Source organism: Rhizobium rhizoryzae (assembly GCF_011046895.1).
In the GTDB taxonomy this organism is placed as follows: domain Bacteria; phylum Pseudomonadota; class Alphaproteobacteria; order Rhizobiales; family Rhizobiaceae; genus Neorhizobium; species Neorhizobium rhizoryzae.
In genome coordinates this window covers 2,309,711-2,325,777 of sequence record NZ_CP049250.1, presented here as the reverse complement: position 1 = coordinate 2,325,777, position 16,067 = coordinate 2,309,711, and the positions used below count along the sequence as shown (strand labels likewise).

12 protein-coding genes and 1 tRNA gene are annotated in these 16,067 nt (G+C 57.7%); 6 read left to right on the top strand and 7 right to left on the bottom strand.

Annotated features, from left to right (window positions below; all coding sequences use genetic code 11):
• Positions 1–145 precede the first annotated feature (145 nt).
• Positions 146–808 carry a thermonuclease family protein gene (locus G6N80_RS17050; protein WP_062554204.1) on the bottom strand — a complete coding sequence of 221 codons (663 nt, stop codon included), beginning with the start codon at positions 806–808 and terminating at the stop codon, positions 146–148.
• 296 nt (positions 809–1,104) lie between these two features.
• Between G6N80_RS17050 and G6N80_RS17045 the strand changes: the two genes are divergently transcribed.
• Genes G6N80_RS17045 through glgB form a run of 3 tightly spaced genes read left to right on the top strand, consistent with a single transcriptional unit; the run spans position 1,105 to position 9,892 of the window.
• Positions 1,105–4,365: an alpha-1,4-glucan--maltose-1-phosphate maltosyltransferase gene (locus G6N80_RS17045; protein WP_165135522.1), complete on the top strand. Its 3,261-nt coding sequence runs from the start codon at positions 1,105–1,107 to the stop codon at positions 4,363–4,365.
• 26 nt (positions 4,366–4,391) lie between these two features.
• On the top strand, positions 4,392–7,676 hold the full coding sequence (gene treS / locus G6N80_RS17040; protein ID WP_165137152.1) for a maltose alpha-D-glucosyltransferase: 3,285 nt from the start codon (positions 4,392–4,394) through the stop codon (positions 7,674–7,676).
• On the top strand, positions 7,673–9,892 hold the full coding sequence (gene glgB / locus G6N80_RS17035) for a 1,4-alpha-glucan branching protein GlgB (protein WP_165135519.1): 2,220 nt from the start codon (positions 7,673–7,675) through the stop codon (positions 9,890–9,892). Before treS ends, glgB begins: the two co-directional genes overlap by 4 nt.
• Before the next feature lie 58 nt (positions 9,893–9,950).
• On the opposite strand, the gene G6N80_RS17030 is transcribed toward glgB, so the two are convergent.
• Positions 9,951–10,247, bottom strand: coding sequence for a DUF6894 family protein (locus tag G6N80_RS17030; RefSeq protein ID WP_165135516.1), 297 nt, complete (start codon positions 10,245–10,247; stop codon positions 9,951–9,953).
• A 294-nt stretch (positions 10,248–10,541) separates the two neighbouring features.
• On the opposite strand from G6N80_RS17030, the gene G6N80_RS17025 reads away from it, so the two are divergent.
• Entirely contained in the window at positions 10,542–10,793 is a 252-nt protein-coding gene (locus G6N80_RS17025) for a CrpP-related protein (RefSeq protein ID WP_156379136.1), read from the top strand.
• A gap of 322 nt (positions 10,794–11,115) precedes the next feature.
• On the opposite strand, the gene tig is transcribed toward G6N80_RS17025, so the two are convergent.
• Entirely contained in the window at positions 11,116–12,612 is a 1,497-nt protein-coding gene (gene tig, locus G6N80_RS17020) for a trigger factor (protein WP_165135513.1), read from the bottom strand.
• 159 nt (positions 12,613–12,771) lie between these two features.
• Positions 12,772–12,856 (bottom strand) — tRNA-Leu (locus tag G6N80_RS17015).
• Positions 12,857–13,464: 608 nt separating this feature from the next.
• Here G6N80_RS17015 and G6N80_RS17010 point away from each other — a divergent pair.
• Both G6N80_RS17010 and G6N80_RS17005 read left to right on the top strand, forming a co-directional pair.
• On the top strand, positions 13,465–13,611 hold the full coding sequence (locus tag G6N80_RS17010) for a DUF1127 domain-containing protein (RefSeq protein WP_082547150.1): 147 nt from the start codon (positions 13,465–13,467) through the stop codon (positions 13,609–13,611).
• A 271-nt stretch (positions 13,612–13,882) separates the two neighbouring features.
• The gene (locus G6N80_RS17005) at positions 13,883–14,026 is read left to right on the top strand and encodes a DUF1127 domain-containing protein (RefSeq protein ID WP_082547149.1); all 144 of its coding nucleotides are present in this window, start codon (positions 13,883–13,885) and stop codon (positions 14,024–14,026) included.
• Between the two features lie 142 nt (positions 14,027–14,168).
• Here the strand turns inward: G6N80_RS17005 and G6N80_RS17000 are convergent, their stop codons facing one another.
• The 3 genes from G6N80_RS17000 to G6N80_RS16990 all read right to left on the bottom strand — a co-directional run bounded on the left by G6N80_RS17000 (position 14,169) and on the right by G6N80_RS16990 (position 16,010).
• Entirely contained in the window at positions 14,169–14,396 is a 228-nt protein-coding gene (locus G6N80_RS17000; protein WP_165135510.1) for a hypothetical protein, read from the bottom strand.
• Between the two features lie 185 nt (positions 14,397–14,581).
• Positions 14,582–15,526 carry an NAD(P)H-dependent flavin oxidoreductase gene (locus G6N80_RS16995; RefSeq protein ID WP_062554199.1) on the bottom strand — a complete coding sequence of 315 codons (945 nt, stop codon included), beginning with the start codon at positions 15,524–15,526 and terminating at the stop codon, positions 14,582–14,584.
• A 118-nt stretch (positions 15,527–15,644) separates the two neighbouring features.
• The gene (locus G6N80_RS16990; protein ID WP_062554198.1) at positions 15,645–16,010 is read right to left on the bottom strand and encodes a nuclear transport factor 2 family protein; all 366 of its coding nucleotides are present in this window, start codon (positions 16,008–16,010) and stop codon (positions 15,645–15,647) included.
• Positions 16,011–16,067: the final 57 nt, after the last annotated feature.

The following is a 16,067-nucleotide window of genomic DNA, read 5'->3' as shown; positions in this document are numbered from 1 at the left end:
CTCCTGTACGCGAAACGCCCGAATCAACTGAATTACCTGCACACAATCGCCTGAAGTGGTTCTCAAATTCTAAACACGGTCACCTCATTTGAAGTGATGTATCGCTGCGGGACGCTTAGCCGCGCCGAGTTGACCTCACGTTACGTCAACACCAGGGCTTGGAGGTTTCCGTTACGCGATGCACAACCCCTTCCCTCACGAGTTGTTGACCGATCGATGAACCGTTGCGCATGACGACACGCAATTGTCGTCCGGCGCCATCTTCGTTCTTGTTCGGCCAGTCCGTCAGTTCGAACGGCCCGGCATTCAAGAGGTCACGCAGCCGAACCTTGGCAGCGAAACCCTTGGAGCGCTCCTGCGGGCAAGCCGCATCTTCCGTGCGCGGCGCCGACACATCCGCCAGCCGGATCTGCTGCTTGCGGAACCAGAAGGTGGCGCCATCGACAACGCAGTTATCAAGGCCGGAGGTGCCACAAAAATAGAAGGTTCCGCTGAAGCTTTTGCCGACCAGATCGGCCGGCACGACCTTTGCCAGTTCGCCTGCTGGCTTTACGGTCGGCGCTGGAATATTGGCTGGCGGGATCGGTCCACTGGCATCCTTGCCAGATGAGTTCGCAGGCGCACTTGCAGGCTTCAAGTTCCAGGACGCCGGAAGCCAGCGCCGGACCGTCTGCATGTTTTCGGAGACGGCGATCCCGCCACCGACCACCGCCAGCGCCGCGACCCAAGGCCACAAGGCACCACGCGCTTTGGAGCCGGTACTGGATTTGCGACGCTTGCGGCGTGCCTTGCCTGATGCAGCGGCCATGGTTTGCACCTCACAACTTGAATCATGTGCCTCGGACCATAGCGAAACAGGTCTCACGGTTTCGTTAAGGGCGTCTTTACCCTGTTCCCGGCCGTGGCCGAAACCGCAATCGGAACTGCGCCATCCACAGCTTGTTCGGCGGCCAATGATGGATCGAGTGAAAGGGCGCACGCCCAAGACCCGCCATCCAGTGCGGCCTGAGGCGTGCACTGATGTTGCTGTCCGTTGCCAAAAATCCCAAGGAACAAGCCGGAAGCCGCAACGTTAGGCCCCCAGTCAATACGGTAGGCGGCACCATGCAATTGAATACGGCATCCTCTTCCCAGTCTCTTCAGGCTCAGACTGAAACCTCGGCACACAAGGGTCCTTCGAGGATTTACTATGTCCACCCCTTGGCGCTCCACGGTCTGGATCAGTGGCGGGAAATATTCGCTCATGCCGCCGAGCTGGGATTTGATACCGTACTTTCGGCACCGCTCTCCCAACGAGCCCAGAGCGGCAGTGTTTTTGTATCCAGTGACCTGGACGCTGCTGACGGCCTACTGGGGCTGCCAACGGATCTGAAGCAGGCAGTGAGCGAACTGACAAGCATGGCGCGCGCGGAAGGCCTGCGTTTCATGATGGATATCGTGCCAGACCGTATCGCTGCCCCGTCCAGCGAGGCTGCCCCCGTCTCGGATCCACGCCTGTCTCCGCTGACAGCCGGCGGACAATCGATCTCCTCACTGGCAGCAGACGCGCAGGAACAGCACATTCGGCGCTGGGAAGATCGGATTGGTGCCCTCGTGGAAAGCGGAATCTCAGGATTCCGCTGCCTCGGCCTGAACCGCCTCCCTCTATCGGTATGGAACCGACTGACGGTGGCTGGCGAAAACGCCGATTTTCTCGCATGGACGCCCGGAACTGATTTTGCACTGCGTCAGCAGCTTGCGGACGAAAAGTTTGCGGGCTGCTTTTCATCGTTCGCATGGTGGGATCTTCAAGAGCGCTGGTTTCTTGAGGAGTATGCCCTTCAGCGGACCCTCGGTGCTCAGATTGCCTTTCCCGAGGCACCCTATGGCAAACGCGTAGCGCACGGCATCGATAGTGTCGAAATCCGCCTGCGCCGCGCGAGGCTTCGTCTTTCGCTTGCTGAGACCATTGGCCAAGGACTGATGATCCCCATGGGTTTCGAATTCGGAGACCCCGTGCCTCTGGATCCGACCTATGGTTCAGGTCAAGGTTTGCGGCGGCTCAAAGCGGCTTCCAGTTATGACTTGCGAAGCGACATTCGTGATGCAAATCAGATGCTTGAACAGCGGAAACCAGCTCCAGCACCCTACCTGCATCTCGTTTCAACCGGCAAAAGCCAGACGCTGGCCCTCCTCCAGTCGGATCAGGAAGATCTTCGCGTCTCGAGCCGCGTCAGCGTCATGCTGGCGAACACCGATTTCCGCCGCCCGGCAAAGGCACCGCTTGGCGCCGTGCAAGAAGCAGCTTCAGGCTTCCTGCCGCTCCGAGACGCAAGCAATTCAACCATTGAGGCGACGCAGTTGAAACTGCTGAAGCCCGCTGAGCTTCGCATTCTGGAAGGACACACATCGCAATCGATAAAGGGGGTCCTGAACGTTGCGGATGCTGCTGAGGCAGCGCAAAGCCCCCGCCTTGCGATCGAAAACATCACGCCGACGGTGGATGGAGGACGGTTCCCCATCAAGCGTATTGCGGGCGAGACCATCACCGTCGAAGCCGATCTCTTCGGCGATGGGCATGACCCGATCTCTGCTGCGCTTTTCTGGCGTGCCGCTGATGAAGACGGATGGACAGAGGTTCCCATGCGCCTCGTCCTCAACGACCGTTGGCAGGCAGAGTTCGCCCCGCAGCGCATGGGCCGGCATGAATTCGCGGTTGAGACTTGGAGAAACCCGTTTCAGATCTTCCGGTATGAGTTCGGCAAAAAGCACGAAGCGCGGCTGGATCTGAAGCTCGAAATTCAGGAGGGAATACTTCTGGTGAAATCGGCCCGGGACCACGCGGAGGGTAGCTTGCGGCAGGATCTGGAAGATGTGGCAGCCAAGCTGAACGAAGGGAGTGAACAGGTCCGGACTTCCATTCTACTGGCACCTGACACTGCTGAACTGATGGCAAAGGCAGATAGCCGGCCTCACCGTATTCGCTCTGTGCCGATGCCTGTAGAGGTGGAACGGAAAGGCGCAGCGTTCGCGAGCTGGTATCAGATCTTCCCCCGCTCACAGAGTGGAGATCCCAATCGCCACGGCACATTCGACGACGTGATCAAGCGTCTGCCTGCCATCCGGGACATGGGCTTCGACGTTCTTTATTTTCCGCCCATTCACCCGATTGGAAAGACCAACCGCAAAGGGCGGAATAACTCGCTGATCGCGGGACCGAACGACCCCGGCAGCCCTTACGGCATCGGCTCGGAGGCTGGTGGTCATGATGCGATCCACCCGGAACTCGGTACCTTCGAGGACTTTCGCCGGTTGGTGGAGGAAGCCAAGCGTCATGGTCTGGAAATCGCGCTTGATCTGGCCATTCAGGCCTCCCCCGACCACCCTTGGCTGAAGGAGCATCCAGGCTGGTTCGACTGGCGGCCGGACGGCACCGTGCGCTATGCCGAGAACCCGCCGAAGAAATACGAGGACATCGTCAATGTCGATTTCTACGCAAAGGACGCGGTGCCGGGCCTGTGGATCGAACTGCGCGATGTCGTGCAGAAGTGGGTTGATCAGGGCGTCAAGCTGTTCCGCGTCGATAACCCACACACAAAGCCCTTTCCCTTCTGGGAATGGCTGATCGCCGATATTCGCAACCGGCACCCAGACGTCATCTTCCTGTCGGAGGCGTTTACGCGCCCCAAGGTCATGTACCGGCTGGCGAAGGTCGGCTTCTCACAGTCCTACACCTACTTCACCTGGCGCAACACGAAGTGGGAGCTGGAGACCTACATGCGCGAGATTACGACGGAAGCGCCAAAGGATTTCTTCCGCCCCCACTTCTTCGTCAACACGCATGATATCAATCCGGACTTTCTGCAGAACGCCCCGCGTCCGGCCTATCTCATCCGTGCGGCGCTGGCTGCGACTCTCTCCGGTCTCTGGGGCGTCTATAACGGGTTCGAGCTTTGCGAAGGCCGCCCCGACGTAAAACGCAAGGAGTATGCGGATTCGGAGAAATACGAGATCCGCGCCTGGGATTACGATCGACCCGGCAACATTAAAGGCGAGATCGCACTGCTGAACCGCATCCGTCGCGAAAACCCGGCTCTGCATTCCCATCTCGGCCTGCGCCAGCTGATCGCGTTCAACGACAACATCATCTTCTATGAGAAGTCGAACCCGTCCCGAGACAACGTCCTGCTGATTGGGGTGAGCCTCGATCCACACCATGCGCAGGAGGCAGATGTAGAGATACCGCTTTGGGCATGGAACCTACCGGACCATGGCACGCTTAACCTGGAAGATCTGATCGGCGGTCAGAAATTTTCGCTGACCGGTAAATGGCAACGTCTGCGGCTGGAGCCGCATCTGCCCTTCTCGATCTGGCGCGTGCGATAGGAACAGGGAGCGTAACCGTGGACATGATGCAGACCCCCCATGGACAGCAGTCCGACCAGAACCTGCTCTGGTACAAGGATTCCATTATCTATCAATTGCACGTCAAATCCTTCTACGACAGCAATGGCGACGGGATCGGGGATTTTCGCGGCCTGACCGAAAAGATCGATCACATCGCATCACTCGGCGCGACAGCGATCTGGCTCCTGCCCTTTTTCCCCTCACCGCGTCGCGACGATGGTTATGACATTGCCGATTACGGAGAAGTCAGCCCGGACTACGGCACGATGGATGACTTCCGCGAATTCGTGGCAGCGGCTCACAGCCGCAATATTCGCGTCATCATAGAGCTTGTCATCAACCATACGTCAGATCAGCACCCGTGGTTCCAGCGCGCGCGAAATGCGCCGGAGGGTTCGCCGGAACGCGATTTCTACGTCTGGTCAGATACGGATCAGAAGTTTCCCGAAACCCGCATCATCTTCCTTGATACCGAGAAATCCAACTGGACCTGGGATCCCGTGGCGGGCGCCTACTACTGGCATCGGTTCTACTCGCATCAGCCGGATCTGAACTTCGACAATCCGCAGGTTCTGGAAGAGCTGCTGAATGTCATGCGCTTCTGGTTGGAAACCGGCATCGACGGTTTCCGTCTTGATGCGATTCCCTATCTCGTTGAACGCGAAGGCACGATCAACGAGAACCTGCCCGAGACGCACGACATCCTGAAGAAGATCCGCGCTGCACTCGATGCGACGCATCCGGGAAAGATGTTGCTGGCGGAGGCGAACCAGTGGCCGGAGGATACGAGCGAATATTTCGGTGAGGGTGACGAGTGCCACATGGCGTTTCACTTCCCGCTGATGCCGCGCATGTATATGGCGATCGCGAAGGAAGACCGCTTTCCGATCACCGATATCATGCGGCAGACTCCAGAAATCCCGGAAAACTGCCAATGGGCCATCTTCCTGCGCAACCATGATGAGTTGACGCTCGAAATGGTGACGGACGAGGAGCGCGACTATCTCTGGAATACGTATGCGGCAGACCGCCGCGCCCGCATCAATCTCGGCATTCGCCGCCGTCTTGCTCCCCTGATGGAGCGGGACCGGCGCCGCGTCGAACTGATGAACGGGTTGCTGCTCTCCATGCCGGGAACGCCAGTGCTCTACTATGGCGATGAGATCGGCATGGGCGACAATATCTATCTCGGCGATCGTGATGGCGTGCGCACGCCGATGCAGTGGTCACCGGATCGAAATGGTGGCTTCTCGCGCGCGGACCCGGCACGGCTTGTGCTCCCCCCGGTCATGGACCCGCTTTACGGCTACGAAGCGCTGAACGTCGAAGCGCAGAGCGTGGACCAGCATTCGCTGTTGAACTGGACCCGCCGCATGTTGGCTCTGCGCGGTCGCCATCCGGCTTTCGGTCGTGGTTCCTTGCGCTTCCTTACCCCCGGCAATCGCAAGATCCTTGCCTATCTGCGCGAATACAATGGCGAGACAATTCTCTGCGTCGCCAATCTTTCTCGCCTTCCGCAGGCCGTGGAACTGGATCTGGCCGAATTCGAGGGGCGAGTACCCATTGAACTCACGGGTATGTCGCCCTTCCCGCCCATCGGTCAGCTGACATATCTTCTGACGCTCCCGCCGTTTTCCTTCTACTGGTTCCAGTTGGTAGCAGAAGCAGACGGTCCTGCCTGGCGTACAGAGCCGCCGCAGCAGATGCCAGACCTTCAAACGCTGGTTATCCGCCGCGACCTGACGGAACTGGTTGACGAGCCCCGGCTTTCGGAAAGCCTCTCGCGCTCGATTCTGCCGGAATATCTGGCAAAGCGCCGCTGGTTTGGCTCGAAGGGCGAGAGGCTGAAGCAGGCGCGTCTCGTTGCCGCGACGCCTATGGGCACCACACACAATATTCTGCTGGGAGAATTGGAAGCCGAACTGGAAGGTCACACGGAGACCTATCTGGTTCCGCTCACGCCTGTCTGGGACGATCTTCAGCCATCAGCACTGTCACAGCAGCTTGCACTGGCGCGCATACGTCAGGGGCGGCGCGTCGGTTTCCTGACGGATGGTTTCAGCGTCGAAGCAATGGCGCGAGGCGTCCTTCGTGGCTTGTGCGAGCGCTCCACAATCTCGGGAAGAACTGGAACGCTGGAATTCATCGGCACGGATCAACTCGATTGCATGAGCATTTCGGACGATCTGCCCGTGCGATGGCTGTCGGCCGAGCAATCCAACAGCAGCCTCATCATCGCAGACATGGCCATGCTGAAGCTTATCCGACACATATCGCCCGGCATCCACCCGGAAGCGGAGATGACCCGATACCTGACACAGGTCGGTTACAAGAACACCGCGCCGCTGCTGGGAGAAGTTGTTCGCACCTCGCCGGATGGCGAACGTTTCACGCTGATGATCGTGCAAGGCGCCATCCGCAATCAGGGCGACGCCTGGACATGGATGCTGACCAACCTTCGCCGCGTCCTGGACGACATTGCCATAAGCCAGCCGGACGCGGATGCGCAGGCGGATCTCACGCGTCCTTTGATCAATTTTACCGCGACACTAGGCCAGCGTCTGGGGGAGCTTCACGCCGCTCTGGCACAGGACACAGACGACGAAAACTTCGTTCCTCTGCCCGCGCTCGAGGAAAACTGCGACATCTGGCGCGACAGCGCAGTCGGCCAGATCGAGAGGGCGCTTGCCATTCTCGAAGAGGACGTAGACCAATTGGAGCCCGACGTCGCTGCCATGGTACGCCCTCTCTTGGCTGAACGGCAGCATCTGCTGGATCTGGCACATCAACTTTCGCGCTCGGCCGAAGGTGCCATGATGATTCGCAATCACGGTGACTTCCACCTGGGTCAGGTTCTCGTTGCCGAGGATGATGCCTACATCATCGACTTCGAGGGCGAACCGGCCCGAAGCCTCGCGCATCGCCGCGCAAAGACGATTCCCTTGCGTGACGTGGGAGGCCTGCTGCGCTCGCTCAGCTATCTCGCGGCGACGGCGGAACTGGAAACCGAAGCCGTGGCCGAGACCCACACGCCAGAGCGCGGCGAAGTTATCCGCCGCTTTGTGGAAGAAGCCGAGCAGCGCTTCCTGGATCAGTATCTGCAGGCAATCGGCAATTCGAAGAACCTCCAGTTCGATCCGGTGAAGCGCCAGCAGATGCTTGATCTCTACCTCCTGGAGAAGGCGGCATACGAGATCGCCTACGAGGCCCGCAACCGCCCCAAATGGTTGCCCATCCCGCTCCGCGGCTTCGCGGCCATCGTTGAAAGATTGTCAGAAAGATCAGCATGAACATCGAACGCTCCGAATTGACAGCCGGTCTTGACCCCTATGCCGTCGAGGCCTTGATAGCCGGACAACATGGCGACCCGTTTTCCATTCTCGGGCCGCATGATGGGTCCGGTGCACGGATCGTTCGCACCTTTTTCCCGGGCGCCGAGGGCGTGGATCTGGTGGAAACGGCCGGCGGTCGCGTGCTGGCCAGGATGCACCTCATCCATCCCGCGGGTCTCTTCGCAGGTTCGGTTCCTGTCGGGGCCGCCTATGCGCTCAATATACATTGGCCAGAGGCCGATCAGACAATAGAAGATCCCTACGCCTTTCCTCTGCTGCTGGGTGAGCTTGATCTCCATCTCATCTCTCAGGGGACTCATTACGCCTTGGGCCGCACTCTCGGGGCGGTCGCTATGGAAGTGGATGGCATATCCGGCGTTCGCTTCTCGGTCTGGGCGCCCAATGCGAGACGGGTATCCGTTGTAGGCGACTTCAACTCCTGGGATGGCCGACGCAACCCCATGCGCCTGCGCCGTGAGGCAGGCATCTGGGAGCTGTTCATACCGAGGATTGGCCCCGGTGATCGCTACAAGTTCGAGATTGTCGATCAAAATGGCAATCTCCTTCCGCAGAAGGCCGACCCGGTTGCACGCGCCAGCGAAGCGGCGCCCGCAACCGCATCCATCGTGGCCTCCAGCACGCCGTTCCAGTGGTCGGACGACAACTGGATGCGAACCGCAGCTGAGCGCCGTTCTGGCGAAGGGGCAATGTCTGTCTACGAAGTCCATCTTGGTTCGTGGGTACGTATCCCGGAAGAAGGCAACCGCTGGCTCGACTGGATAGAACTCAGCCAGAGACTGGTGCCCTATGTGGCAGACCTTGGTTTCACACACATTGAACTGCTGCCAATCATGGAGCATCCCTTCGGCGGATCATGGGGCTACCAGCCACTCGGTCTTTTCGCTCCGACCGGGCGATACGGTACGCCCGAAGATCTCGCCTATTTCGTCGACCGCTGCCACGCTCATGGTATCGGTGTCATTCTGGATTGGGTACCTGCGCACTTTCCCACGGATGTCTGGGGTTTGGCACGCTTCGACGGAACCGCGCTCTATGAGCATGAAGATCCTCGGGAAGGCTTCCACAAGGACTGGAATACGCTGATCTACAATCTCGGGCGCAATGAGGTGAAGGGCTTCCTGATTGCCAGCGCCATGGAGTGGCTGGAGCACTTCCACATCGATGCCCTGCGCGTCGATGCCGTCGCCTCGATGTTGTATCGGGATTACTCGCGAGACGCCGGGGAATGGATTCCGAACAAATACGGCGGACGGGAGAACCTTGAATCGGTCGAGTTCTTCAAGCATCTCAACAGCATCATCCACCAACGATGCCCACATGCCTTCACAGTCGCCGAGGAATCAACCGCTTGGCCAGGTGTAACCCGGCCGGTGGAAGAAGGAGGCCTTGGCTTCGATTTCAAGTGGAACATGGGCTGGATGCACGACACGCTCCATTACATGCAGAACGAGCCGATCTACCGCAAATACCACCACGGCATGATGACCTTCGGCATGGTCTACGCCTACTCGGAGCGCTTCATGCTGCCGATCTCGCACGATGAGGTGGTGCATGGAAAAGGGTCTCTACTCGAAAAGATGCCGGGTGATGAATGGCAGAAACTGGCAAACCTGCGGGCCTATCTCAGCTTCATGTGGGCGCATCCAGGTAAGAAGTTGCTGTTCATGGGCAGTGAAATCGGCCAGAAAACCGAATGGAATCATGATGGCTCCGTAGTCTGGGATCTTCTGGATGATCCGCAGCACGCCGGGATTCAGCGCCTCGTCAGGGACCTCAACACGATCTACCGCGACAACCCGGCTCTCCAATTCGGCGATCTGCATTCGGAGGGTTTTGACTGGATCGTTGGAGATGATGCCGAGAACTCGATTCTCGCAATGCTACGGAAAGACGGGAGCGATGACGGCAAAGTGCTGGCTATCTCAAACTTTACGCCCGTTCCACGCAGTTCTTACCGGGTCGGCGTACCCGCTGCAGGGTGCTGGAGAGAAATCCTCAACAGTGATGCCGCCGTCTACGGCGGCAGCAATCATGGTAATATTGAGGTCTGGAGCGAGCCTATGCCCAGCCACGGCCATCAACAATCGCTGCTTTTGACAATTCCACCGCTGGCTACAATATTCCTAAAACTTCAGCAGGAAGTACCAGCCTAACCATAGTCTCTGGCATCTGCGGCCGCTAATTCAGATCACGACAACGACGGCAGCAAAGTTACTTGCTGTCGTCGCTTTTTTTGTTATCCGCTTCGGCAAATGACGGCGCAGACACGTCTTCGCACAGCCATTCGGCGTTAAAGCGCAAACTGCTTTCGAGGACGGACGAACCACTTTCCTCACGCACGACGAGCGACAGATGGAAATGACTTCTGTCGCGAATTTCGTCACGCGCAACATCGACGAGGATGCGCGACGCCTCTCTGACCGCCGCGCGGCAGGACGGAAGCTCCAGTTCAACGTCTTCCGTCTCCTGGCCCGCCTCATCGCGAAATCTGAAGCAAAATCGAGTCATGTTCGTGCCTTTATCTCCATAAGACCAAATCACCAGACCGCTCGATTGTTCCGCATTTCAGCAAATGGCGCGGGAACATGAACTCATTGATTCGTCTAGGCTTTGTCTAACGAATGACAAAGCTTGATCTTGATAAATCACACTTGTGATTGGTTAACAGGTTCCATAGAAGCACGCACTGCGACGCCGATGTGTCTGCCCGATTCGGTCTCGGACTGGGCAGCAGGCGTCTGGAAGGAATGGGAGAGCCAGTGAGCATCCATACGGATGCTCGGCGCTCTGTAGGATACGCGAATGAATCTCGAATCAATCCTCGACTGTCAGGAACGCGGCTCACGGGCTCGCATCCTCGGGTCTCACCAGTCAGAAAACCCCTACAAATCCAATCGAAATCCCGGTGAACAGGGCGAAGAGACTACTCTTCTTCAAGAAGCCTGGGAGTTCGGTTGGTTGATCGAAGACTGTATGCGCCGGATTGGGACAGGCTTTTACCTTTCCTTAAGAAACCAGTCAGCTTTGGCTGCGGGAAAGTTAATCGATACTTGAGAAGCGTCAAACCGAGACGCTATCAAGGCGAAGCCGACATGACGTCGGTCAGGGGCTCGCGGACCCCCTACTCATCATGAGTTGGTGAGCCCCGTTCTTCGGTCCGCACTTTCTTCCAATTTATTCGAATAAGATCAGCTCGCATAGGCGCGAATGTGCCGACATTGACCTCACCGGTGGCTGCATGCGCGGTTGCTGGCAGAACCAACTGCAGGCTTCTGCGACAAGTACTGCCACATTGATCGTGAGCGAGAACCCAAAACGAAAAATCCCCGGCGTTGCCACCGGGGACTGTTCAAATTCTAAACCTGCGAGGCGCGGATTACTCTGCGTCGCCTTCGGCAGCCTTCTTCTTGGCCGCGGCCTTCTTCTTCGGAGCCGGAGCTTCTTCGCCCTCAGCGCCTTCAGAAGCTTCAGCCTTGGCAGCCTTCTTCTTCGGAGCAGCCTTCTTCTTGTCGGCCTTGGAAGCGCCTTCAGCGTCTTCTTCGTCGTCAGCCAGAAGCTCTTCCTTGGAAACGGTCTTGTCCGTTACGTCGATCTCGCTCAAGAGCTGGTCGATCACCTTTTCTTCGAAGATCGGAGCGCGGAGCGAAGCAGCTGCACCCGGCGTGTTGCGGAAGTAATCGAGGATTTCGCGCTGCTGGCCAGGGAACTGCTGAAGCTGTGCGTAAAGCGCGCGCTGCATTTCCTCTTCGGTCACTTCAACGCCAGCCTTTTCGCCCAGTTCGGAGAGAACCAGACCCAGACGGACGCGGCGCTCGGCAAGCTTGCGATATTCTTCACGAGCTTCCTCTTCCGTCGTGTCTTCGTCGGCGAAGGTCTTGCCCGACTGAGCCAGATCGGTGTTGATCTGACGCCAGATGTTTTCGAACTCGGCATCAACCAGCGAAGCAGGTGTTTCGAACTTGTACTGCTCGTCCAGCTGGTCGAGGATCTGACGCTTGACCTTCTGGCGCGTTACGTTGCCGTACTGGCCTTCGATCTGGCCCCGAACGATTTCCTTGAGCTTTTCGAGGGATTCGACACCCAGCTTGGAAGCCAGTTCATCGTTAAGTTCGATGGCGGACGGAGCAGCAACTTCCTTCACGGTGATGTCGAAGGTTGCTTCCTTGCCAGCAAGGTTGGCAGCCGGGTATTCCGACGGGAAGGTAACCGAAATTGTCTTTTCATCGCCGGCCTTGACGCCTACGAGCTGGTCTTCGAAGCCCGGGATGAACCGGTTGGAACCGAGAACCAGATCGGCATCTTCGGCAGCGCCACCGTCGAATGCGACGCCGTCGACCTTGCCGAGGTAGTTCATGGTTACGCGATCGCCGTTCTCAGCAGCACCGTCCTTCTTTTCAAAGGAGCGAGCGCTTTCGGCAATCTTCTCGATCTGTTCGTTGACTTCGTCTTCCGAAACTTCGACCACTTCGCGCGTGACCTTGATACCCTTGGTCGGCTGAAGTTCGATCGGCGGAATGACTTCGTAGGAAAGCGTGAATTCCAGGTCGGCCTGAGCGGAGAGGATCTTCTCGGCTTCTGCCTCGTCCTCAGTCATCTTGATGCTTGGCTGGGTCGCAGACTTTTCGCCGCGCTCAGAAAGAATCGCGCTGGGACGGTCGCGAACGATCTCGTTGACCAGCTCGGCCATGATCGACTTGCCGTACATCTTCTTCAGGTGAGCAACCGGCACCTTGCCCGGACGGAAGCCGTTGATACGAACCTTGTCCTTGGCATCAGCCAGGCGCTCGTTCATCTGCTGTTCCATGTCCTTGGCCGGGATCACGACCTTGATTTCGCGCTTCAGCCCTTCAGCGAGCGTTTCGATAACCTGCATTGTCATACCTTCATATTCATGCGGCGGTGCTCACACTGCCGTGGTTTCATGAGCACGACGCCGGTCTCGCCGGTCGTGGCTTTTATGCAATCTCGTTGCGCTGGGGTCTCATGCGCCGGCAAGCCAACGAGCTTCCGGCGACAGACTGCGCGATCTTTTTGGTGCGGGTAGAGAGACTTGAACTCCCACGCCTTGCGGCACCAGAACCTAAATCTGGCGTGTCTACCAATTTCACCATACCCGCGCCCCAAAACCGCGTCGAAAATCCTCGCAGAGGCCTTCCGGAGCGCGCGTCTCTATAACAACCGTTTTTCTGCCACGCAAAGGAAAAATGACAGAGATCGTGGTGATCGCGCCAAACCCCCAGATTTCGACGGTTTCCATCTCCTCGAGTATCAGGAAGCCCGCATTCCCGGGAATTCACTCTGCCATGCATCTGAGGCATGCCTTCTATACGCATATCGCACTGCACAATCCATCAGCCTCCGCGTATAAGATTGTTCAACAACGGGCCTTGAGCCCAAGTGCTTCGACTGATCGCTTCTCCTCCTCCCATGCGATCGTCGAAATGGCCTGGCGACCTCCTCCTCCCATTCGCCGGCCAACCCCAATGACGCCCGCCGGTCCTCCTCCCCCGGCGGGCGTTATGCGTTTCAGAGCATCCAAACTGCACCCGCTCAGGCAATTTGCCCACCTTTTCGCCATAAATCCTAACAAATTTGTCGGAGACATGCGTTTTGCGCATAGGTGACATACTGAGCGAGCGCTGTTCTTATTCGCACTGCAGCATATACTGCACTTAATCGATTGAGAGGCGATCAACCGCCTCACCCAAGCACGAAGGATAAGACCATGAACATCGCACGCTCGCTGAACAACTGGCGCAAGTATCGTCAGACCGTAACCGAACTCGGCCGCATGTCGGACCGCGAACTGACTGACCTCGGCATTGGCCGCTCGGACATCCGTCGCGTTGCCCGCAACGCTGTTGGTATCTAAGATTTCCGGCCGATCCGGCCACAGCGTTCTGGCATTAGCCACGCTACAAATAGCCTCCCGGAAGGGGGGCTTTTTTTATGGGCAGAGCGCAGCGCCGTCCGTCATTTCACTGCTCATTAAAACAGCGTAGATGCAAAATTCAGCATTGCAGTGCACAAACGCATAGCAGTCGCCTGCTTTTTGCACTGCAATGTACGAATGAGAGAATGTATAAGAGATCCATAGCCAAGGCGAACAGCGCCAGGCCAAACCAAAGCTAAGGATCACGACAATGAACCCGATTCGCCTCGCAAAGAGCTGGATCAGCTACCGCCGCACAATGAACGAACTGAGCGGCCTTTCTTCTCAGGCTCTCTCTGACATCGGTCTGACACGGTACGATATCCGCAACGTCGCTTCGCGCTCGTTCCGTTAATTGGAATACGCCCTTCGGCATGATGCCGTTGGAGCTTGATATTGCTGATGATGCATGGCCCCCTGGCACACGCTCTGGGGGCTTTTTGCTGCCCGGTTGATGGGCTTGAGAGGCGATGAGGGACCCTCACCGCCTTCGGACATTATTGACCGGCAATTTCCGTTCGATCGACCAGCTTCAGCGTGTGGTCCGGCTGAACGACAAAAGTCTCGGCATATTTCTCCCCGCCTTCGCGGACCGTTTGCGCAACCGTTGTACCAACCATATTGATGCTGAGGCGACCTTCGCTCGCATGGCTGAGATCGGCGGCAAAGGCCAGCGTGCTGACACCGATGACGAACGCGAAACCGGCAGCGATAATCTTCTTCATGATCCGTTACTCCTTTCGAAGTCGGGGCACCCTGAACGGCCCCCGGCAGGCAGCGCAAATGCGTTTGCCTGCTACTGATCTGGTTCGATCACGACGGCAAAACAACGGCAGACACGTTCACCTTTGCGTGCTTTGCCAGGTTGCGCTTCAGTGAGCGCGTGGCGATGGCCTTTTGTTTAAAAAGTCTATCTCCGCCGCAAAAACGGATCCTCACAAGCGCTGGCCATTGATGCCTCGTATTCGGAAATCAGACGGCTGCACAGTTCGGACACGGATGGAATATCATCGATTGAGGCAACACCCTGCCCCGCAGACCAGACATTTTTCCAGGCCTTGGCTTCGTTTGCCATGTCCATGGGGCCATGCGACACGAGATTGCTTGGATCGAGACCAGCTGCAACTATGCTCTGGCGCAGGAAATTGGCGTTCACGCCGGAAATTGCATCCGTGTAGATGATATCGCCAGCTGCGGCATTCCGGGTCATGACCTTCTGGTCGTCGCTGACCATCGATTCTTTGGTCACCAGGAAGCGCGTCCCGAGGTAAGCGAGATCTGCACCCATCAGGCGAGCAGCAGCAATCTGCGCACCGGTGCTCATGGCGCCAGAAAGCAGGATGGTGCCGGAAAAGAACGAGCGGATCTCGGGGATCAATGCGAATGGGCTCATCGTGCCCGCGTGCCCGCCCGCCCCTGCACAGACAGCGATAATGCCATCGACACCGGCTTCCGCAGCTTTTTCCGCATGCCTGCGATTGATCACGTCATGAAACACAAGCCCGCCATAGGAGTGGACGGCATTGACGACATCCGGCACCGCGCCGAGCGATGTGATGACCACGGGAACTTTGTGCTCCACCACAGCGCGCAGATCGGCTTCGATCCGCGGATTTGAGCGATGGACAATGAGGTTGACACCAAACGGAGCCGCATGCGGCGCATCAGCAAGTCTGGTCCGGATCTCGTCAAGCCAGGCGACGAACCCTTCGGTCGTGCGCTGGTTCAGCGCGGGAAACGTTCCCAGCAGTCCGGCCTTGCAGGTTTCAACAACAAGATCGGGACCCGAAGCCAGAAACATGGGTGCGGCGACGGCGGGCAAACGTAGGTCGCGAAGTTGCGCAGGAATTGGCATCGGTCCTCCCAAGATCGATTTTTTCGATGCGCATGTTATAAACCGCAGTTTACGTAAACGGCAATAGGGAGGCGACGCTGCCTGTCTTCGCGGGCACATTGCGAACTGCAAAGGCTGATCAGACCAGTCTACGCTCACCCATCTTGAACCAGGCTTTGGCAATCTTGCCGTCCTGAACTTCGTAGATGCAGATGACCTCGACCTGACCCTTGCCCTCGGGGAAATTGCGGGTCACCAATTCATGGTCGACGACAGTATTCCCCATCACCATGCGCGACAGGAGTTCACCGTGCAGGTCCGGCTCCAGGAAGCGCTCGATGTGCCGCTTGCGGATGTCTGCTTGCCCCACGCACAAAGTGTCATTCGGAAACGCAAGATAGTGGCAGTCATCTGACCACCAGCGCATGAACTCATCGATATCTTTGCGGTTATAGGCATTGAGTTGCGACGAAATAACCTCTTCTGCACCCGGAATAGATGGCATGCCTGCTCCTCAATCTTCTGAAACGAAGAGTCATCTTCGTTTCCAGTTTTAAAGGTC